Here is a 15,736-nt window from a genome sequence, read left to right as displayed (position 1 = left end):
ATAAAAAATAGTGATTCTGAAATTAGTTGATTTCAATTCTAACACCTATTTTACTATGTTCGTTTGACGGCTTTTATCTTAATAGAAGGAGAAAAGATGAGTTCAGGCAAAATCACTCAGGTTGTTGGTCCTGTCGTTGATGTCGCTTTTGCGGTTAATGACAAACTTCCTGAGATTAATAATGCACTTGTCGTTTATAAAAACGATGCATCAAAACAAAAAGTTGTGCTTGAAGTTGCTTTGGAATTAGGTGATGGTGTCGTTCGGACTATCGCCATGGAATCCACAGACGGCTTGACTCGTGGAATGGAAGTGCTAGACACTGGGCGTCCAATTTCTGTACCTGTCGGTAAAGAAACTCTTGGTCGTGTCTTTAATGTCTTGGGCGATACCATTGACCTGGAAGGTCCATTTGCTGAAGATGCCTTGCGCGAACCAATCCATAAAAAAGCACCAACCTTCGACGAATTATCAACTTCAACAGAAATTTTAGAGACAGGTATCAAGGTTATTGACCTTTTAGCCCCTTATTTAAAGGGTGGTAAAGTTGGTCTTTTCGGTGGTGCCGGTGTTGGGAAAACAGTTCTGATTCAAGAATTGATCCACAACATTGCCCAAGAACATGGTGGTATTTCTGTCTTTACAGGCGTAGGTGAACGTACCCGTGAAGGAAATGACCTCTATTGGGAAATGAAAGAATCAGGCGTTATTGAAAAAACTGCCATGGTCTTTGGTCAGATGAATGAACCACCAGGTGCTCGTATGCGGGTTGCTCTGACTGGTTTGACGATTGCGGAATATTTCCGTGATGTAGAAGGTCAAGACGTGTTGCTTTTCATTGATAATATTTTCCGTTTCACTCAAGCTGGTTCTGAAGTTTCCGCCCTCTTAGGTCGTATGCCTTCAGCCGTGGGTTATCAACCTACACTTGCAACTGAAATGGGACAACTGCAAGAACGGATTACCTCTACGAAAAAAGGTTCTGTTACTTCTATTCAAGCTATCTATGTGCCAGCCGATGACTATACAGACCCTGCGCCTGCGACAGCTTTTGCCCACTTGGATTCAACCACTAACTTGGAGCGTAAATTGACTCAGCTTGGTATCTACCCAGCCGTTGATCCATTGGCTTCTAGTTCTCGTGCCTTGGCACCAGAAATTGTCGGTGAAGAGCATTACGAAGTAGCGATGGAAGTGAAGCGTGTTTTACAACGTTATCAAGAGTTGCAAGATATCATTGCCATCCTTGGTATGGACGAATTGTCGGATGAAGAGAAAACACTCGTAGGTCGCGCACGTCGCATCCAATTCTTCTTGTCTCAAAACTTCAACGTTGCTGAACAATTCACAGGGCTTCCAGGTTCCTATGTTCCTGTTGCTGAAACAGTACGTGGCTTTAAGGAAATTCTTGCTGGTAAACATGACCATCTTCCTGAGGACGCCTTCCGAAATGTTGGGTCAATTGAAGAGGTAATTGCTAAAGCTGAAAAAATGAATTACTAGAGGTGTCCTATGGCTCAAATGACAGTGCAAATTGTAACACCAGATGGAATTCGTTACGATCACCATGCTGCCTTTATGTTGGTTAAGACAACTGAAGGAGAGCTGGGGATTTACCCGGGACACGTGGATTTGATTGCGGTACTGGATATTGATGAAATCAAAGTTCGCCGTGTGGATGACGAGAACCACGTTGACTGGATTGCTGTCAATGGTGGCATCATCGAAGTATCGAAAGATTTGGTGACGATCGTTTCTGACTCAGCCGAACGTGCACGTGATATCGATGTCAGTCGTGCTGAACGTGCGAAACTTCGTGCTGAACGCGAAATGGAAGAGGCTCAAAATACCCACAATATTGATATGGAACGTCGAGCAAGTATTGCGCTTCAACGTGCGATTAATCGTATTCGTGTCGGAAATAAATAGTTAAAAATGACCTAGAGATGGGTCATTTTTTGCTGCTTTCAGGAATTATAGATGTAGCAGTAGGCGTCATTCTCGTGGAGAACAAAAAGAAGTCAGAAGCATCATACTTATTAGAATTCACACTGCGTAGTGTTTGATATAGTGAGTGACTGATTTTCTATGGTTTACTCCAGAAGACAATGGCAACGCTTCCTGAAATATGGTATAATGTATACAAGTATTGCCTAATGGCAGAAGGAGGACATTATGTCAACATTTAATCGTATTCACTTAGTCGTTTTGGACTCAGTCGGAATTGGTGCAGCACCAGATGCCAATAATTTTGTTAATGCTGGTGTACCTGATGGTGCGTCTGATACTCTTGGTCATATTTCAAAGACTGTTGGTCTTGAAGTACCAAATATGGCGAAAATTGGTCTTGGAAATATTCCTCGTCCACAAGCCTTGAAAACAGTTCCTGCTGAAGCAAATCCTACAGGTTATGTGACAAAACTCGAAGAAGTATCTCTTGGGAAAGATACTATGACTGGTCACTGGGAAATCATGGGACTCAATATCACTGAGCCATTTGATACTTTCTGGAATGGATTCCCTGAAGAAATTCTCACAAAAATTGAAGAATTTTCAGGTCGCAAAGTTATTCGTGAAGCCAATAAACCATACTCAGGTACAGCAGTTATTGATGATTTCGGTCCACGTCAAATGGAAACTGGCGAATTGATTATCTACACATCTGCTGACCCAGTACTCCAAATCGCTGCGCACGAAGACATTATTCCACTTGATGAATTGTACCGTATCTGTGAATACGCTCGTTCCATTACTTTAGAGCGTCCAGCACTTCTTGGTCGTATTATTGCCCGTCCTTACGTCGGCGAACCAGGTAACTTTACACGTACAGCAAACCGTCGTGACCTTGCCATATCACCGTTTGAACCAACTGTTTTGAACAAATTGGATGAAGCTGGTGTAGATGTGTACTCTGTTGGGAAAATCAGTGACATCTTTAATGGTTCGGGAATTAACCATGACATGGGGCACAACAAATCAAACAGTCATGGAATTGACACTTTGATTAAAACGATGGGCTTGCCTGAATTTGAAAAAGGCTTCTCATTCACCAACTTGGTGGATTTTGATGCTCTTTACGGTCACCGCCGGAATGCGCATGGTTACCGCGATTGCTTGCATGAATTTGATAATCGCTTGCCAGAAATTATCGCAGCGATGCGTGAAAATGATCTTCTCTTGATCACAGCAGACCATGGTAACGACCCGACTTATGCTGGAACAGACCACACTCGTGAATACATTCCACTCTTGGCCTATAGCCCTGCATTTACAGGAAATGGTGTGATTCCACAAGGTCATTTTGCAGATATCTCAGCGACAATTGCAGAAAACTTTGGTGTGGATACGGCAATGATTGGCGAAAGCTTCTTGGATAAATTAGTGTAAATGATTCATTTTTCACTTGTAAAAGACAAGAAGGTGAAGTAATTGCTTCACGATACTAAATAAAGTAAAGGAAACAATATGACATTATTAGAAAAAATTTATGAAACACGTGATTTCTTACAAGGAAAGGGGATCGTTGCACCTGAGTTCGGTTTGATTTTAGGGTCAGGTTTGGGAGAGTTAGCAGAAGAGATTGAAAATGCAATTCTTGTTGATTATGCTGACATTCCAAACTGGGGTCGATCAACCGTTGTTGGTCACGCTGGTAAATTGGTATACGGTGACTTGGCTGGTCGTAAGGTTTTAGCGCTCCAAGGACGTTTCCATTTTTATGAAGGTAATCCAATGGAAGTGGTGACCTTCCCAGTGCGTGTGATGAAAGCGCTTGGTTGCCACAGTGTAGTTGTGACAAACGCAGCCGGTGGAATCGGCTACGGTCCTGGTACCCTCATGCTTATCAATGATCATATCAATATGACAGGAACCAATCCATTGATTGGTGAAAACTTGGAAGAATTTGGTCCACGCTTCCCAGACATGTCGAAGGCTTACACGCCAGAATACCGTCATGTTGCTTACGAAGTTGCAGATAAACTTGGTATTAAACTAAGTGAAGGGGTTTACCTTGGCTGCTCTGGTCCAACATACGAAACACCTGCTGAAATTCGTGCCTTCAAGACGCTTGGTGCAGATGCGGTTGGTATGTCTACAGTTCCAGAAGTCATTGTAGCAGCCCACTCAGGTTTGAAAGTATTAGGAATTTCTGCTATTACCAACCATGCAGCTGGTTTCCAAGAAGAACTCAACCACGAAGAAGTTGTTGAAGTGACAACACGTATCAAAGAAGACTTCAAAGGATTAGTGAAAGCCATTTTGTCGGAGTTGTAGGAGACAGTGATGAAGCATAGTCGATTTGAGTTAGGTTTAGCCATTTCACACAGTTTTTTAGCGATTGCGTCATTTTTTGAAAACAACTTAAAATCGACAGCACTATGGTTGGTTTTGGCAACAATCTACTTCATGATTTATTATCTAGAAAAAAGAAAAACGAAGCAAAAATCTCGTCCATTACAACACTGATATTGATTATCTAAATAAGAAAAAATAAGGAGAATGTATGTCAATTCATATTTCAGCAAAACAAGGCGAAATTGCCGATAAAATTTTACTTCCAGGAGATCCTTTGCGTGCCAAATTTATCGCAGAGAACTTTCTTGAAGATGCAGTTTGCTTCAACGAAGTCCGTAACATGTTTGGCTACACAGGGACATACAAGGGGCACCGTGTTTCTGTTATGGGTACAGGGATGGGGATGCCATCCATTTCGATTTATGCGCGTGAGCTCATTGTCGATTACGGAGTGAAAAAACTCATCCGTGTAGGAACAGCTGGTTCGATTGATCCAGATGTTCATGTTCGTGAACTTGTGTTGGCGCAAGCAGCAGCTACCAACTCAAATATTATCCGTAACGACTGGCCAGAGTACGATTTCCCACAAATCGCAGACTTTGACTTGTTGGACAAGGCTTATCACATTGCCAAAGGTTTGGGCATGACAACTCACGTAGGTAGTGTCTTGTCTTCAGATGTTTTTTACTCAAATATGCCTGAGCGCAATATGAAGTTGGGTACGCTCGGTGTCAAAGCCATTGAAATGGAAGCGGCGGCCCTTTACTATCTTGCCGCTCAACACAAGGTACAAGCGCTCGGAATTATGACCATTTCTGATAGTCTTGTTCATCCTGATGAAGATACAACAGCAGAAGAACGCCAAAATACCTTTACCGACATGATGAAAGTCGGATTAGAAACCTTGATTGCAGAATAGAGAATTATTGACGAGAGCCCTTTTATAATGGACAGTAGACTGTTTGTTATAAGGGGTTCTTTATTGTATCCAAATGAATAAACTAGACTAAATGCCAGATATAGTTGCTATCCAAAGAGATGATATGACTAGTTTTGGATACCCTTTGAACATCATATACCTGTCACTTTTCTTGCTGATAATTCGATTTGTAAAAAACGTTAAAATAAGATATAATAGCAGTGATAGTATGCGTTATAAATGAGGGTATTATCAATGGAAATAGGGAGAATTTAAAACGTGATTAATTTACAAAATTTTGTGCAGGCGATGTATGCGAAGCGGATCGAAGACTGTTCGGATCAGGAATTGTATTATGCCTTGCTCGCATTTTCAAAACAAAGAAGTGAAGCAAAATGTACCAATGATCAAAAGAAAAAGGTTTATTATATTTCAGCTGAGTTTTTAATCGGAAAACTTTTATCAAACAACTTAATTAACCTTGGTTTATATGATGAGGTCAAAGAACAATTATTAGAAGCTGGTAAAGATTTAATTGCTATTGAAGAAATGGAAATGGAGCCATCTCTTGGGAATGGTGGATTGGGTCGACTAGCTGCGTGTTTCCTAGATTCGATTGCTAGTCTTGGCTTGAATGGAGATGGTGTCGGATTAAATTATCATTTTGGTTTGTTCCGTCAGTTATTCCAATATCACCAACAAAGTGCAGTACCAAATGAGTGGATTACACCACGTTCTTGGTTGACAGAGTCACCAATCTCTTATCAAGTTCCATTTGCAAATTTCACCCTGACTTCAAAATTGTATGATATTGATGTACCAGGTTACAAGACAGAACGTAAGAACCGCCTTCGTCTCTTTGATTTGGGGTCTGTCGATGACAATATCATTTATGACGGCATCGAATTTGACAAGGAAGATATCTTCCGTAATTTGACCCTCTTCCTGTATCCAGATGATTCAACGGATCAAGGAAAAGTCTTGCGTATTTTCCAACAGTATTTCATGGTATCCAATGCAGCGCAACTTTTGATTGACGAAGCGATTGCGAAAGGATCAAACCTTCATGACTTGGCAGATTATGCAGTAGTACAAATCAACGATACACATCCATCACTTGTCATTCCAGAATTGATTCGTCTTTTAGAGCTACGTGGCATTTCCTTTGATGAAGCAGTTGACATCGTGAAGAGCATGACAGCTTATACAAACCACACGATTTTATCTGAAGCCTTGGAAAAATGGCCTCTTGACTTCTTGAACCGTGTCGTACCACACTTGGTACCGTTCATTGAAGAATTGGACCGGCGTGCAAAGGCTGTCAAGAATGATCCAGCAGTAAATATTATTGACGAGTATGGTCGTGTTCATATGGCCCACATGGATATTCACTACGGATACTCTATCAATGGGGTAGCTGCACTTCATACAGAGATTTTGAAATCATCAGAACTCAAAGCTTTCTATGAATTGTATCCTGAGAAATTTAATAACAAAACTAATGGAATTACCTTCCGTCGTTGGCTCATGCACGCCAATCCAAGTTTGGCACATTATCTTGATGAATTGATTGGACATGGTTACCATCATCAAGCTTCTGAATTGGAGAAAATTCTTGATTTCAAAACTGATGTGGCCTTCAAAGCGCAGTTGGAAGAAATCAAAACACACAATAAGCGTAAATTGCAACGTCACATTGCCAAGCATCAAGGGGTGGAAGTGAATCCAGATTCTATCTTCGATGTGCAAATCAAGCGTCTCCATGAGTACAAACGCCAACAAATGAATGTCTTATACGTGATTCATAAGTACTTAGACATTAAAGCTGGTAACATTCCTGCTCGTCCATTGACAGTCTTCTTCGGAGGAAAGGCAGCTCCTGCTTACACCATTGCCCAAGATATTATTCATCTGATTTTGGTCTTGTCACAAGTCATTCAAAATGATCCAGAAGTGAGCCCTCACTTGCAACTTGTCATGATTGAAAATTACAATGTGACAGAAGCGACTTTCATCATCCCTGCGGCAGATATTTCAGAGCAAATTTCTCTTGCTTCAAAAGAAGCATCTGGTACTGGTAACATGAAATTCATGCTGAATGGTGCCTTAACACTTGGTACAGATGACGGTGCTAATGTGGAAATTCACGAGCTAGTTGGTGATGACAATATCTACATTTTCGGTCAAGATAGCCAGACAGTAATTGATCATTATGCAAATGGTACCTATCACCCATATAGCTTCTATGAGCGTGATACCATTCGTCCATTGGTTGACTTCATTACTAGTGATGTTGTCCGAAGCATGGGGGGAATTGACGAACGTCTATGGCGTTTACAAGATAATTTGAAGCACAATGACCACTTCATGACATTGCTTGATTTGGAAGATTATATCCAAACGAAAGAACAAATGTTAGCAGATTACGAAGACCGTGATGCATGGTTGGATAAAGTGATTGTCAATATTGCCAAAGCCGGTTTCTTCTCAAGTGACCGCACCATCGAACAATACAACGATGACATTTGGCATTTAGAAAAATAAAAAGGTCCGGGGGACCTTTTTATCTTGCGCTCAAGAAATACGAAAAGCGCAACTAGGTCTGGGGGACCTTTTTATACCTAAAGGTATCCGCCTCTGTAACTCACTTCGTATCGAACAGCGGGGTATCATGCGCTCAAGAAATAAACAGCTAAACAACATTTCATACCCTTTGGTTATGTTTTTCTAGAGGGAGAATCTCTTTTCTTTGTGATATAATAAATTTATGCAAAAAAGACCAACATCAGCTTATGTACACATTCCATTTTGTACGCAAATTTGTTATTACTGTGATTTTTCGAAGGTATTTATCAAAAATCAACCTGTTGACGAGTATTTAGAGGCTTTGATTGAAGAGGTTCGTTTCTATGACTTACCTGCCCTTAAAACTCTCTACATCGGTGGTGGAACGCCATCTGCTCTTTCAGCGGAGCAATTGGATTACTTACTGACCAATCTAGAGCGAGAGTTGGATTTATCTCAGTTAGAAGAATTTACTATTGAAGCCAATCCAGGGGATTTAACCGAGGAAAAGATCGCTGTTTTACAACGTTCCAAATGCAATCGTGTGTCACTTGGTGTTCAAACCTTTGATGATAAAATGCTCAAGCGAATTGGCCGTAGTCACAATCAGGTGCAGATTTACGAAACGATTGATAGTCTGAAGGCGGCAGGATTTTACAATATTTCTATTGATTTGATTTATGCCCTTCCAGGGCAGACCATGGAGCAGGTGGTGGATAATGTCGCAAAGGCTTTGTCACTCGATATTCCCCACATGAGTCTGTATAGCTTGATTTTGGAAAATCACACGGTTTTTATGAATCGTCAACGTCGTGGTCGACTTCACTTGCCAAATGAAGATGTTGAGTCAGATATGTTTGAATATATTTTGGCGGAGTTGGAAAAAAATGGCTTTGAACATTATGAAATTTCAAACTTTACCAAGCCTGGATTTGAAAGTCGCCATAATCTTATGTACTGGGACAATGCGGAATACTATGGACTTGGAGCGGGTGCTTCAGGTTACTTGAACGGTATGCGTTACCGCAATCGTGGCCCTATCCAACACTATCTCAAATCGATACGGGAGAAGGGGCATTCGCGGCTTCATGAGGAATGTTTAAGCCAAAAAGAACAGATGGAAGAAGAAATGTTTCTTGGCTTACGAAAAAAATCTGGTATTTCCATTGCGCGCTTTGAGGAGAAATTCCAGTGTTCATTTGATGATACGTATGGCATCGTCGTAGCTGAATTGAAGGAAGAAGGTCTACTGCAACAGAATGGAGACCAACTTCGGATGACGAAGAAAGGACTTTTCTTGGGTGATACAGTTGCTGAACGATTTATTTTAGAAGAGGAGAACTAAAATGGGACTACGTTACGAAGAAGAGTTTACCATTCCTTTTGCTATGACAGATGTCAAGCAGGAATTGATTTTGTCACAATTTATTTCATACTGCTTAGGATTATCTGGTCGTCAATCAGAATCAGTGGGCAGAGGTGATATGGATGTTTTCGAGCAATATGGTCTTGTCTGGGTCGTGACGGATTATGATATAGAAATTTTTCGATTGCCGACCTATAATGAGACTGTTCGCATTGTTACAGAGGCAATTTCCTACAATAAATTTTTCTGCTATCGAAAGTTTTTTATCTATGACGAGGCAGGAAATTTGATAATGGATATTTTAAGCTACTTTGTATTACTTGATTTTGAAACTAGAAAAGTCGCTCCTGTCCCTGATGATTTGATTGCGCCTTATCAATCTGAGAAGGTTAAAAAAATCCAGCGGGCACCTCGTTACCATGTTTTGGAAAATCCCGAAAGTAAAGATTATCGGATACGTTATTTTGATATTGATATGAATGGCCATGTCAATAACAGTAAATATCTGGAGTGGATGTACGATGCCTTAGAATATGAATTTTTACTGGAGCATCACCCAGTTCATGTGCAGTTGAAATATGTCAAAGAAGTGTCACCTGGTGGCCATATTTCTTCGAAGGTTTTGTTGGACAATCTAACAAGTCAGCATGAAATTTGGTCAGAAGGTACTGTTCATGCACAAGCTATCATTACATGGGAGAAACGCGATGACAGAAAAGGATAAGTGGCTAGAGTGGGCGATACGTCTGCAGGCTCTTGCGCAAAATGGTCTCTCCTATACTACAAATGTATTTGACAAAGAGCGTTTTGAAGAGATCCGACAGATTGCGGCTGAGATGGTCGTAACACCATCAGGCATGCCTTTGGAAAAAATAGAAGGCCTCTTTTGCAATGAAGAGGGATATCAGACGCCGAAATTGGACACACGGGCGGCTATTTTCAAAGATGACAAAATCCTATTGGTACAAGAAAGTGATGGACGTTGGGCGCTTCCAGGCGGCTGGTGCGATGTTGACCAATCCATTATGGATAATACCATCAAAGAGGTTAAAGAAGAGGCAGGATTGGACGCCAAAGCAGAGCGGATGATTGCTATTTTAGATAAACGTAAAAACAATCCCAGCCACTCCATTCATGCTGTTACGAAAGTATTTGTATTATGTAGAAGTCTGGGCGGAGAGTTTGTGGCAAATTCTGAAACGATTGCCAGTGACTATTTTCGTCTGAATGACTTGCCTATTTTATCAGAAGCAAAAGTCACTAGAGAGCAGATTGCGTTGTGTTTTGAAGCGAATCAGGCAGAACACTGGGAAACACGATTTGATTAAGGAGAAGAAATGAGATATCAAGGTTATTTGATTGACTTAGACGGAACGATTTACAAAGGGAAAAATCGGATTCCAGCGGGAGAACGATTTGTAGCACGTTTGCAAGAAAAAGGAATTCCCCATCTTTTTGTGACCAATAATACGACACGAACACCAGAGCAGATTCAAAACATGCTAGAGGAGAATTTTTCGATTCATACGCCTGTTTCAACTATTTATACTGCAACCCTAGCAACTATTGACTTTATGAATGATTTAGAGAAAGAAAAAACGGTCTATGTCATCGGTGAAGAGGGGTTGAAATCAGCCATTCGTGAGGCAGGTTACATTGAAGACACAGAGACCCCAGCTTACGTTGTTGTGGGATTGGATTGGAACGTCGATTATGAGAAATTTGTAACAGCAACGCTGGCCATTCAAAAAGGGGCAGTCTTTATTGGAACCAACCCTGACTTAAATATTCCAACTGAACGTGGCCTTTTGCCGGGAGCAGGCTCTCTATTGGCTTTATTGGAAGCAGCAACGCGAGTGAAACCAATTATTATTGGAAAACCAGAGGCTTTAATCATGAATAAAGCTTTGGAGCGTTTGGGAACGGAATGTAGTCATACTGTAATGGTTGGAGACAACTATTTGACTGACATTCGAGCGGGGATTGACAATGGTTTTCCGACTGTATTAGTGTTGACAGGTTTTACAAAACCGGAAGAAGTTGCACATCTACCAATTGCGCCTACTCATGTTATTAATAGCTTAGACGAATGGAGTTTGGATGAAAACTAAATTACAAGCAGGGATTAGTGTCTTATTTCTCTTATCGTTAGCTGTATTGTTGACGATTTACTTGTCCTGGCTTCTGTATCCTTTAGAAATTAAACTCTTAGGTCTGGAAAAAGTCGTCTATATGAAGTCGGAAGATATTTTATATAATTACAATATCCTTCTCAATTATTTGACCAACCCAATTCAGAGAACTCTAGTTATGCCGAACTTTACTTCTTCTTTGAGTGGTCTCCATCATTTTGAACAGGTGAAGTTTTTATTTCATTTTACGCAAGGAATATTTATTTTAACGCTACTAGTCTTTTGGAATTTTTTCAAAACTGTCTTGCAAAAGGGATACGGTAGCCTCTTTCAAAGGCTCTATCAAATGATGGCAGGGCTTCCAATTTTGATTGGAGGAATGGCGGTTTTATTCGGATTCAATGCCTTCTTTACATTATTCCATCAGATTTTATTTGCAGGAGACTCTACTTGGCTTTTTAATCCCAATACAGACCCAGTGATTTATATTTTACCAGAAGATTATTTTTTACATTGTTTTGTTCTTTTCTTTATCATTTATGAACTTCTTTGTTTTGGAATAATATATTATATACATAAAAAGAAATTGACAATGAAGAATTAATTGATGGGTTCCATGCTTGTTCCTAAGCAAAGTAAGCTCTACCATATATTTGTGCCTCAGTCTAAGACTAGTTATGAGTCCTAATTCGAACGTTCTAGATTTACCGGCTAAATTAATTTTTAGGTAAGTGTCTAGAGTTTTGGGAAACGTAAAATTGAATACCTTATAACTTAAGAGAACGAGAAATTCGTTCTCTTTTTTCGTTGCCTAAAACTAGTGAAAGGACACAAACAGATGTCAAATAACATTGAAATCATCATGGATATTGAAACTCTAGAAATATTTGAAGTGATAGATCTTGATGAAAAGGAAGAAGGTGTTGACACAGATGGCACAGAAGATTTTCCTGAAGAAGAAATTGTGTTGCCGTATGATGGCCTAAATAGAGTTTGGACAAGTAAAGGTTACTACTATAAACCTTCTAGCCTACTTTGGAGAATTGAGAAAGATGGCGTTGTTCATCAATTAAGTCCTAAAAATAAACATGGAACCTATCCTTATTATCAACGTTCCAGTGATTACACTTGGGGGCGTAGTAATCAACTCACACAAGAAGAAGCTATGTGGCTGACTTTGGAGTTTAATCCAGACCTGATGAATTATGTATAAGGAGGCAAGTAAAATATGCCAATTTTAATTCCAGTAAATATTTGTTTTGCGCTTATCACCTTTTCAATGTTTATAAGCGCCTACCATAGAGAAAAATATTATTTTTCCCATCTATTTATTTTCTTATTGAATGCTTTGGTAGTTCTATATGTAGTCTTTAACTACTTTGGCTTGTTGAAGTAAGAAGAATGCAGTGTACATGAGTTTGGAGATGTAGATTAACTATGATTGGAGAAAAAATATATGAAGTTAGATTATATATTCTTGGTGTTATACCTTTATTCAAGGTCCGAGTAAATGAGGAAAAACTTAGGAAAATTTTGATCGCTAATTTGGAATTGAATCCTGATTTTCATTTAGAAGTTTTTGTTGAAGGAAAGAGATACTGGGTTAGATTGGAAGATGATCGCTTAGTATTGGCTGAAAGGAGTTAATTATGACAAAACGAGAACAACAGTCGCGTGAATTGGTATTAAGAGAAATCATGCATTCACAAAATGCGACAAGGAGCAAAGCACGTTTAATTTTGAAGGAACTAGAGGAATTCGGCTTACTTCGGTTTTCTGATACCGGCCATCTTATGTTGAAAGTGGGTGCTTGACATGAAACGTATTTCCGCAAGGCAAGTTCAATCAAGTGAACGATTTTATAGAATACCAAAAATATTTGTTGAATCACCACTCTACAAACCGATGAGTACAGATGCTAAATTCACATATGCTATCTTGAAAGACCGTTTTGAATTATCTCTTAGAAATAATTGGATTGATAAAAATGGAGATGTCTATCTGATTTATACAGTTACTGAACTCCAAGAAATTTTAGGATATGGTAATAAGAAAGTTATCAAACTGAAAAAGGAACTTCAAGAGTATGGTTTATTAGAAGAAGTTCGTCAAGGTTTGAATAAGCCTAATTTACTGTACTTGGGAAATGTTGAATGCTCTACTGAAGAAATTCACTCTAAACCTTTAACTTCAGCGGAAGTGTCAAAACGACACTTCCAGAAAAAGCAAGGAAGTGTGAAAATGACACGTCAAAAAATGTCAAAACGACACGCTAATGATACTGAGAATAGTGAGACTGAATTATCTAACGATACTAATCGATACCAGGACGAGAACCCATTATCCACTCTATCAGATTCTGAAGCTTTCCAAATGGGCCAACATGGTTTTCTCTCTGCCCAAACTATCCAGAGACTCAGTCTCTTTGGCAAAGAAGCAAAACTCCTTGAAAACAAAATCTACCAAGCCAAGCGTCAGGTTGAAAAAGACTATAGTCATCTCTTAAATCATCAAGAAATAATTTACGGTGAAGTCTGGTCGCAGGAACTGGAACGAGAAGTGGACAAACTTATCTTCAAAATCAAAACTGGTGAACATGAAGGAAAGCCAATTAAAAACATTCCTGGCTATTTCTATAAGATGATGGTGCATTTCTGGAAGATGGCTTTACTGATTGAAAAAGAACAAGGATTTATAGCTCTATCACATCAAAGTGACTATGCTAAGTCATTCCCTGAAGAATGTCCAAGTTTAATTGGCTATTATTATCCAGATAGACTACCAGAAACGAGACTGGATCGATATTTAGCAGACAAGATAGAATTGGAGGGATAGATATGCTACAGGATGAATTTAAACCTATTCCTCATAAAGTCTTAACGATTGGTCGTAGTCCTAAAGAAAGTGTGATTGCCATTCCTAAAGCTAACTTTGCCCTTAGCCCACGCTGGGTTAAGAAAATCACCTATAAAGTGAAAGGGGGTGTATTAGGTGACTAAACCAGTTTCAAACCGATTGAAGGAACTGCGGAAACAAGCTGGATTAACCCAGGAAGAGTTATCTCAAAAAGTTGGTGTTATCCGCAAAACTGTCTCGAATTGGGAGCGGGGATTTAGCCGTATCAACCCTGAGTCTGCGGAACAACTCGCTAAGTATTTCCAGGTTTCTATCGGTTATTTGCTTGGTGTCAGTAACGACAGAAAGGCTGCCAGTTCGGATTTAAGCTACTGGATTGCGTATAAACAGAAATACTAGGTGGAAAGAGGGAACAACTATGGCGATGCTACATGTTGAATGTAACTCCTGTGGGGCATTTTCAGCGTTGAGAGGTTGGATTGAACCAGAGGATTTAGTAGGAACGATATGGGAAGGATTTACTGAGGACCAAATTAAAAAAGCAGAAAAAGAAGATCCACTAATTTTTGAAGGGTTAGATCCGTGGGATAAATTTATTGAAAATCCAGTTTGTAATGAGTGTGGTTCTGATAAAGTGATCAGTTATTGAAGAAGAAAGTAGTATAAAAAATCGATATTTTCCCTTACTTTCTCTCTCAAATACACGTGGATTTTAAGCAGTGATCAAGTTTAGACCTTAGCATGTCATTAAACTGCTTGGCCTTTGAAAACTGAATACAAGGCTTGTCCCAATCAGCGTGACTATGGATAAAAGAAAAATGGGGGCGAGTAGCTAGCTAGAAAAGGATATCTAGCCCAGTCACATGACGAAAAGGCATACTTACAGAGTATAAGCTAAAGGAGTTTGCGGTTTCTAGACTATAAACCGTGTGTACAAAATACCGATAGGAAACTACGGTTTTCTACAGCACGGCGTAATTCGCCTTTCAACTTCAAGGAGAAATCTATGATAGATGAAACACAAACAGTCCGCCTAAGGGACTTAAGAAACTTAGGAAAACAAGGAGGTGTAACAGCTCGCTTGGACGATGGAACAGAACTACTCCTAAAGCCTGACTTTGCCATAAAAAAAACAAAAGGCTATGTGGATGGTCGCTTAAGGGATGTAGAGTTTCACTTGTCCTATAAAAACATTTACAGCCAAATTCGCACCCTCAAAAAAGGAAACTCTCTTGTAGCTCGAAAAGTTAGAAGTCCGTCTGGCTTTGAACTTCGACTAACAGGAAGAGGTTATAGGAGGTAACTGATGAAACTGAAAAAACTTATATGTGGATTGTTGGTTGCTCAGCTATTGTCCATGCATCAAATGGCCCGGGCAAATGATGCTGTTCCTGAAAGTTCTGAACTTGGTGTCCAGGTAGTGTATCGCCTGTACAATCCTATTCTCAAAGAACACCTCTTTACTACAGATCAAAATGAGTACCAGGTCTTACCAAGACATGGTTGGAAACAAGAAGGTATTGCTTGGTATGCCCCTTCTCAAAATGGAACGAAGGTAACTCGTCTATACAGTAAGGTAACTAAGAAGCACCTCTATACCTT

20 protein-coding genes and 1 pseudogene are annotated in these 15,736 nt (G+C 39.8%); all 21 read left to right on the top strand.

Annotated features, from left to right (window positions below):
• Window positions 1-96: 96 nt before the first annotated feature.
• Window positions 97-1,503 (top strand): F0F1 ATP synthase subunit beta, encoded by a 1,407-nt coding sequence (gene atpD / locus A3I9_RS0106510; RefSeq protein WP_018378225.1) that lies wholly within the window; start codon window positions 97-99, stop codon window positions 1,501-1,503.
• A 9-nt stretch (window positions 1,504-1,512) separates the two neighbouring features.
• Window positions 1,513-1,929, top strand: coding sequence for a F0F1 ATP synthase subunit epsilon (locus A3I9_RS0106505; RefSeq protein ID WP_018378224.1), 417 nt, complete (start codon window positions 1,513-1,515; stop codon window positions 1,927-1,929).
• Between the two features lie 246 nt (window positions 1,930-2,175).
• Window positions 2,176-3,387, top strand: a complete 1,212-nt coding sequence (locus A3I9_RS0106500; protein ID WP_018378223.1) for a phosphopentomutase — start codon at window positions 2,176-2,178, stop codon at window positions 3,385-3,387.
• A gap of 78 nt (window positions 3,388-3,465) precedes the next feature.
• Window positions 3,466-4,275 (top strand): purine-nucleoside phosphorylase, encoded by an 810-nt coding sequence (locus A3I9_RS0106495; RefSeq protein ID WP_018378222.1) that lies wholly within the window; start codon window positions 3,466-3,468, stop codon window positions 4,273-4,275.
• A gap of 9 nt (window positions 4,276-4,284) precedes the next feature.
• The gene (locus tag A3I9_RS0106490; protein WP_018378221.1) at window positions 4,285-4,467 is read left to right on the top strand and encodes a hypothetical protein; all 183 of its coding nucleotides are present in this window, start codon (window positions 4,285-4,287) and stop codon (window positions 4,465-4,467) included.
• Window positions 4,468-4,504: 37 nt separating this feature from the next.
• Window positions 4,505-5,215 (top strand): purine-nucleoside phosphorylase, encoded by a 711-nt coding sequence (gene deoD / locus A3I9_RS0106485; protein ID WP_018378220.1) that lies wholly within the window; start codon window positions 4,505-4,507, stop codon window positions 5,213-5,215.
• Window positions 5,216-5,494: 279 nt separating this feature from the next.
• Entirely contained in the window at window positions 5,495-7,759 is a 2,265-nt protein-coding gene (locus A3I9_RS0106480) for a glycogen/starch/alpha-glucan phosphorylase (protein ID WP_018378219.1), read from the top strand.
• A gap of 223 nt (window positions 7,760-7,982) precedes the next feature.
• Window positions 7,983-9,125 (top strand): radical SAM family heme chaperone HemW, encoded by a 1,143-nt coding sequence (gene hemW, locus A3I9_RS0106475; protein ID WP_018378218.1) that lies wholly within the window; start codon window positions 7,983-7,985, stop codon window positions 9,123-9,125.
• A gap of 1 nt (window position 9,126) precedes the next feature.
• Entirely contained in the window at window positions 9,127-9,870 is a 744-nt protein-coding gene (locus A3I9_RS0106470; RefSeq protein ID WP_018378217.1) for an acyl-ACP thioesterase domain-containing protein, read from the top strand.
• The gene (locus tag A3I9_RS0106465; protein WP_018378216.1) at window positions 9,854-10,474 is read left to right on the top strand and encodes an NUDIX hydrolase N-terminal domain-containing protein; all 621 of its coding nucleotides are present in this window, start codon (window positions 9,854-9,856) and stop codon (window positions 10,472-10,474) included. The genes A3I9_RS0106470 and A3I9_RS0106465 overlap by 17 nt, the downstream gene beginning before the upstream one ends.
• Before the next feature lie 9 nt (window positions 10,475-10,483).
• Window positions 10,484-11,257: a TIGR01457 family HAD-type hydrolase gene (locus A3I9_RS0106460; RefSeq protein ID WP_018378215.1), complete on the top strand. Its 774-nt coding sequence runs from the start codon at window positions 10,484-10,486 to the stop codon at window positions 11,255-11,257.
• Entirely contained in the window at window positions 11,247-11,882 is a 636-nt protein-coding gene (locus A3I9_RS0106455; protein ID WP_018378214.1) for a TIGR01906 family membrane protein, read from the top strand. The genes A3I9_RS0106460 and A3I9_RS0106455 overlap by 11 nt, the downstream gene beginning before the upstream one ends.
• Window positions 11,883-12,116: 234 nt before the next feature.
• Window positions 12,117-12,491, top strand: a complete 375-nt coding sequence (locus A3I9_RS0106450; RefSeq protein ID WP_018377321.1) for a hypothetical protein — start codon at window positions 12,117-12,119, stop codon at window positions 12,489-12,491.
• A gap of 224 nt (window positions 12,492-12,715) precedes the next feature.
• Window positions 12,716-12,925, top strand: coding sequence for a hypothetical protein (locus A3I9_RS0106440; RefSeq protein WP_018377323.1), 210 nt, complete (start codon window positions 12,716-12,718; stop codon window positions 12,923-12,925).
• A 2-nt stretch (window positions 12,926-12,927) separates the two neighbouring features.
• Entirely contained in the window at window positions 12,928-13,092 is a 165-nt protein-coding gene (locus tag A3I9_RS13560) for a hypothetical protein (RefSeq protein WP_018377324.1), read from the top strand.
• Window position 13,093: 1 nt separating this feature from the next.
• On the top strand, window positions 13,094-14,113 hold the full coding sequence (locus A3I9_RS0106430; protein ID WP_018377325.1) for a replication initiator protein A: 1,020 nt from the start codon (window positions 13,094-13,096) through the stop codon (window positions 14,111-14,113).
• 2 nt (window positions 14,114-14,115) lie between these two features.
• Window positions 14,116-14,277, top strand: coding sequence for a hypothetical protein (locus A3I9_RS13555; protein ID WP_018377326.1), 162 nt, complete (start codon window positions 14,116-14,118; stop codon window positions 14,275-14,277).
• Window positions 14,270-14,533, top strand: coding sequence for a helix-turn-helix transcriptional regulator (locus A3I9_RS0106420; RefSeq protein ID WP_018377327.1), 264 nt, complete (start codon window positions 14,270-14,272; stop codon window positions 14,531-14,533). The genes A3I9_RS13555 and A3I9_RS0106420 overlap by 8 nt, the downstream gene beginning before the upstream one ends.
• 19 nt (window positions 14,534-14,552) lie before the next feature.
• Window positions 14,553-14,783, top strand: coding sequence for a hypothetical protein (locus A3I9_RS0106415; protein WP_018377328.1), 231 nt, complete (start codon window positions 14,553-14,555; stop codon window positions 14,781-14,783).
• A gap of 357 nt (window positions 14,784-15,140) precedes the next feature.
• On the top strand, window positions 15,141-15,437 hold the full coding sequence (locus A3I9_RS0106410; RefSeq protein WP_018377329.1) for a hypothetical protein: 297 nt from the start codon (window positions 15,141-15,143) through the stop codon (window positions 15,435-15,437).
• 3 nt (window positions 15,438-15,440) lie between these two features.
• A pseudogene (locus A3I9_RS12995) lies at window positions 15,441-15,736 on the top strand (hypothetical protein); the annotation flags it as partial.

The organism is Streptococcus ovis DSM 16829 (assembly GCF_000380125.1).
GTDB classification, from domain to species: domain Bacteria; phylum Bacillota; class Bacilli; order Lactobacillales; family Streptococcaceae; genus Streptococcus; species Streptococcus ovis.
Note: the sequence above shows the minus strand (reverse complement) of the source record. Positions and strands in the feature narration are given on the sequence as shown.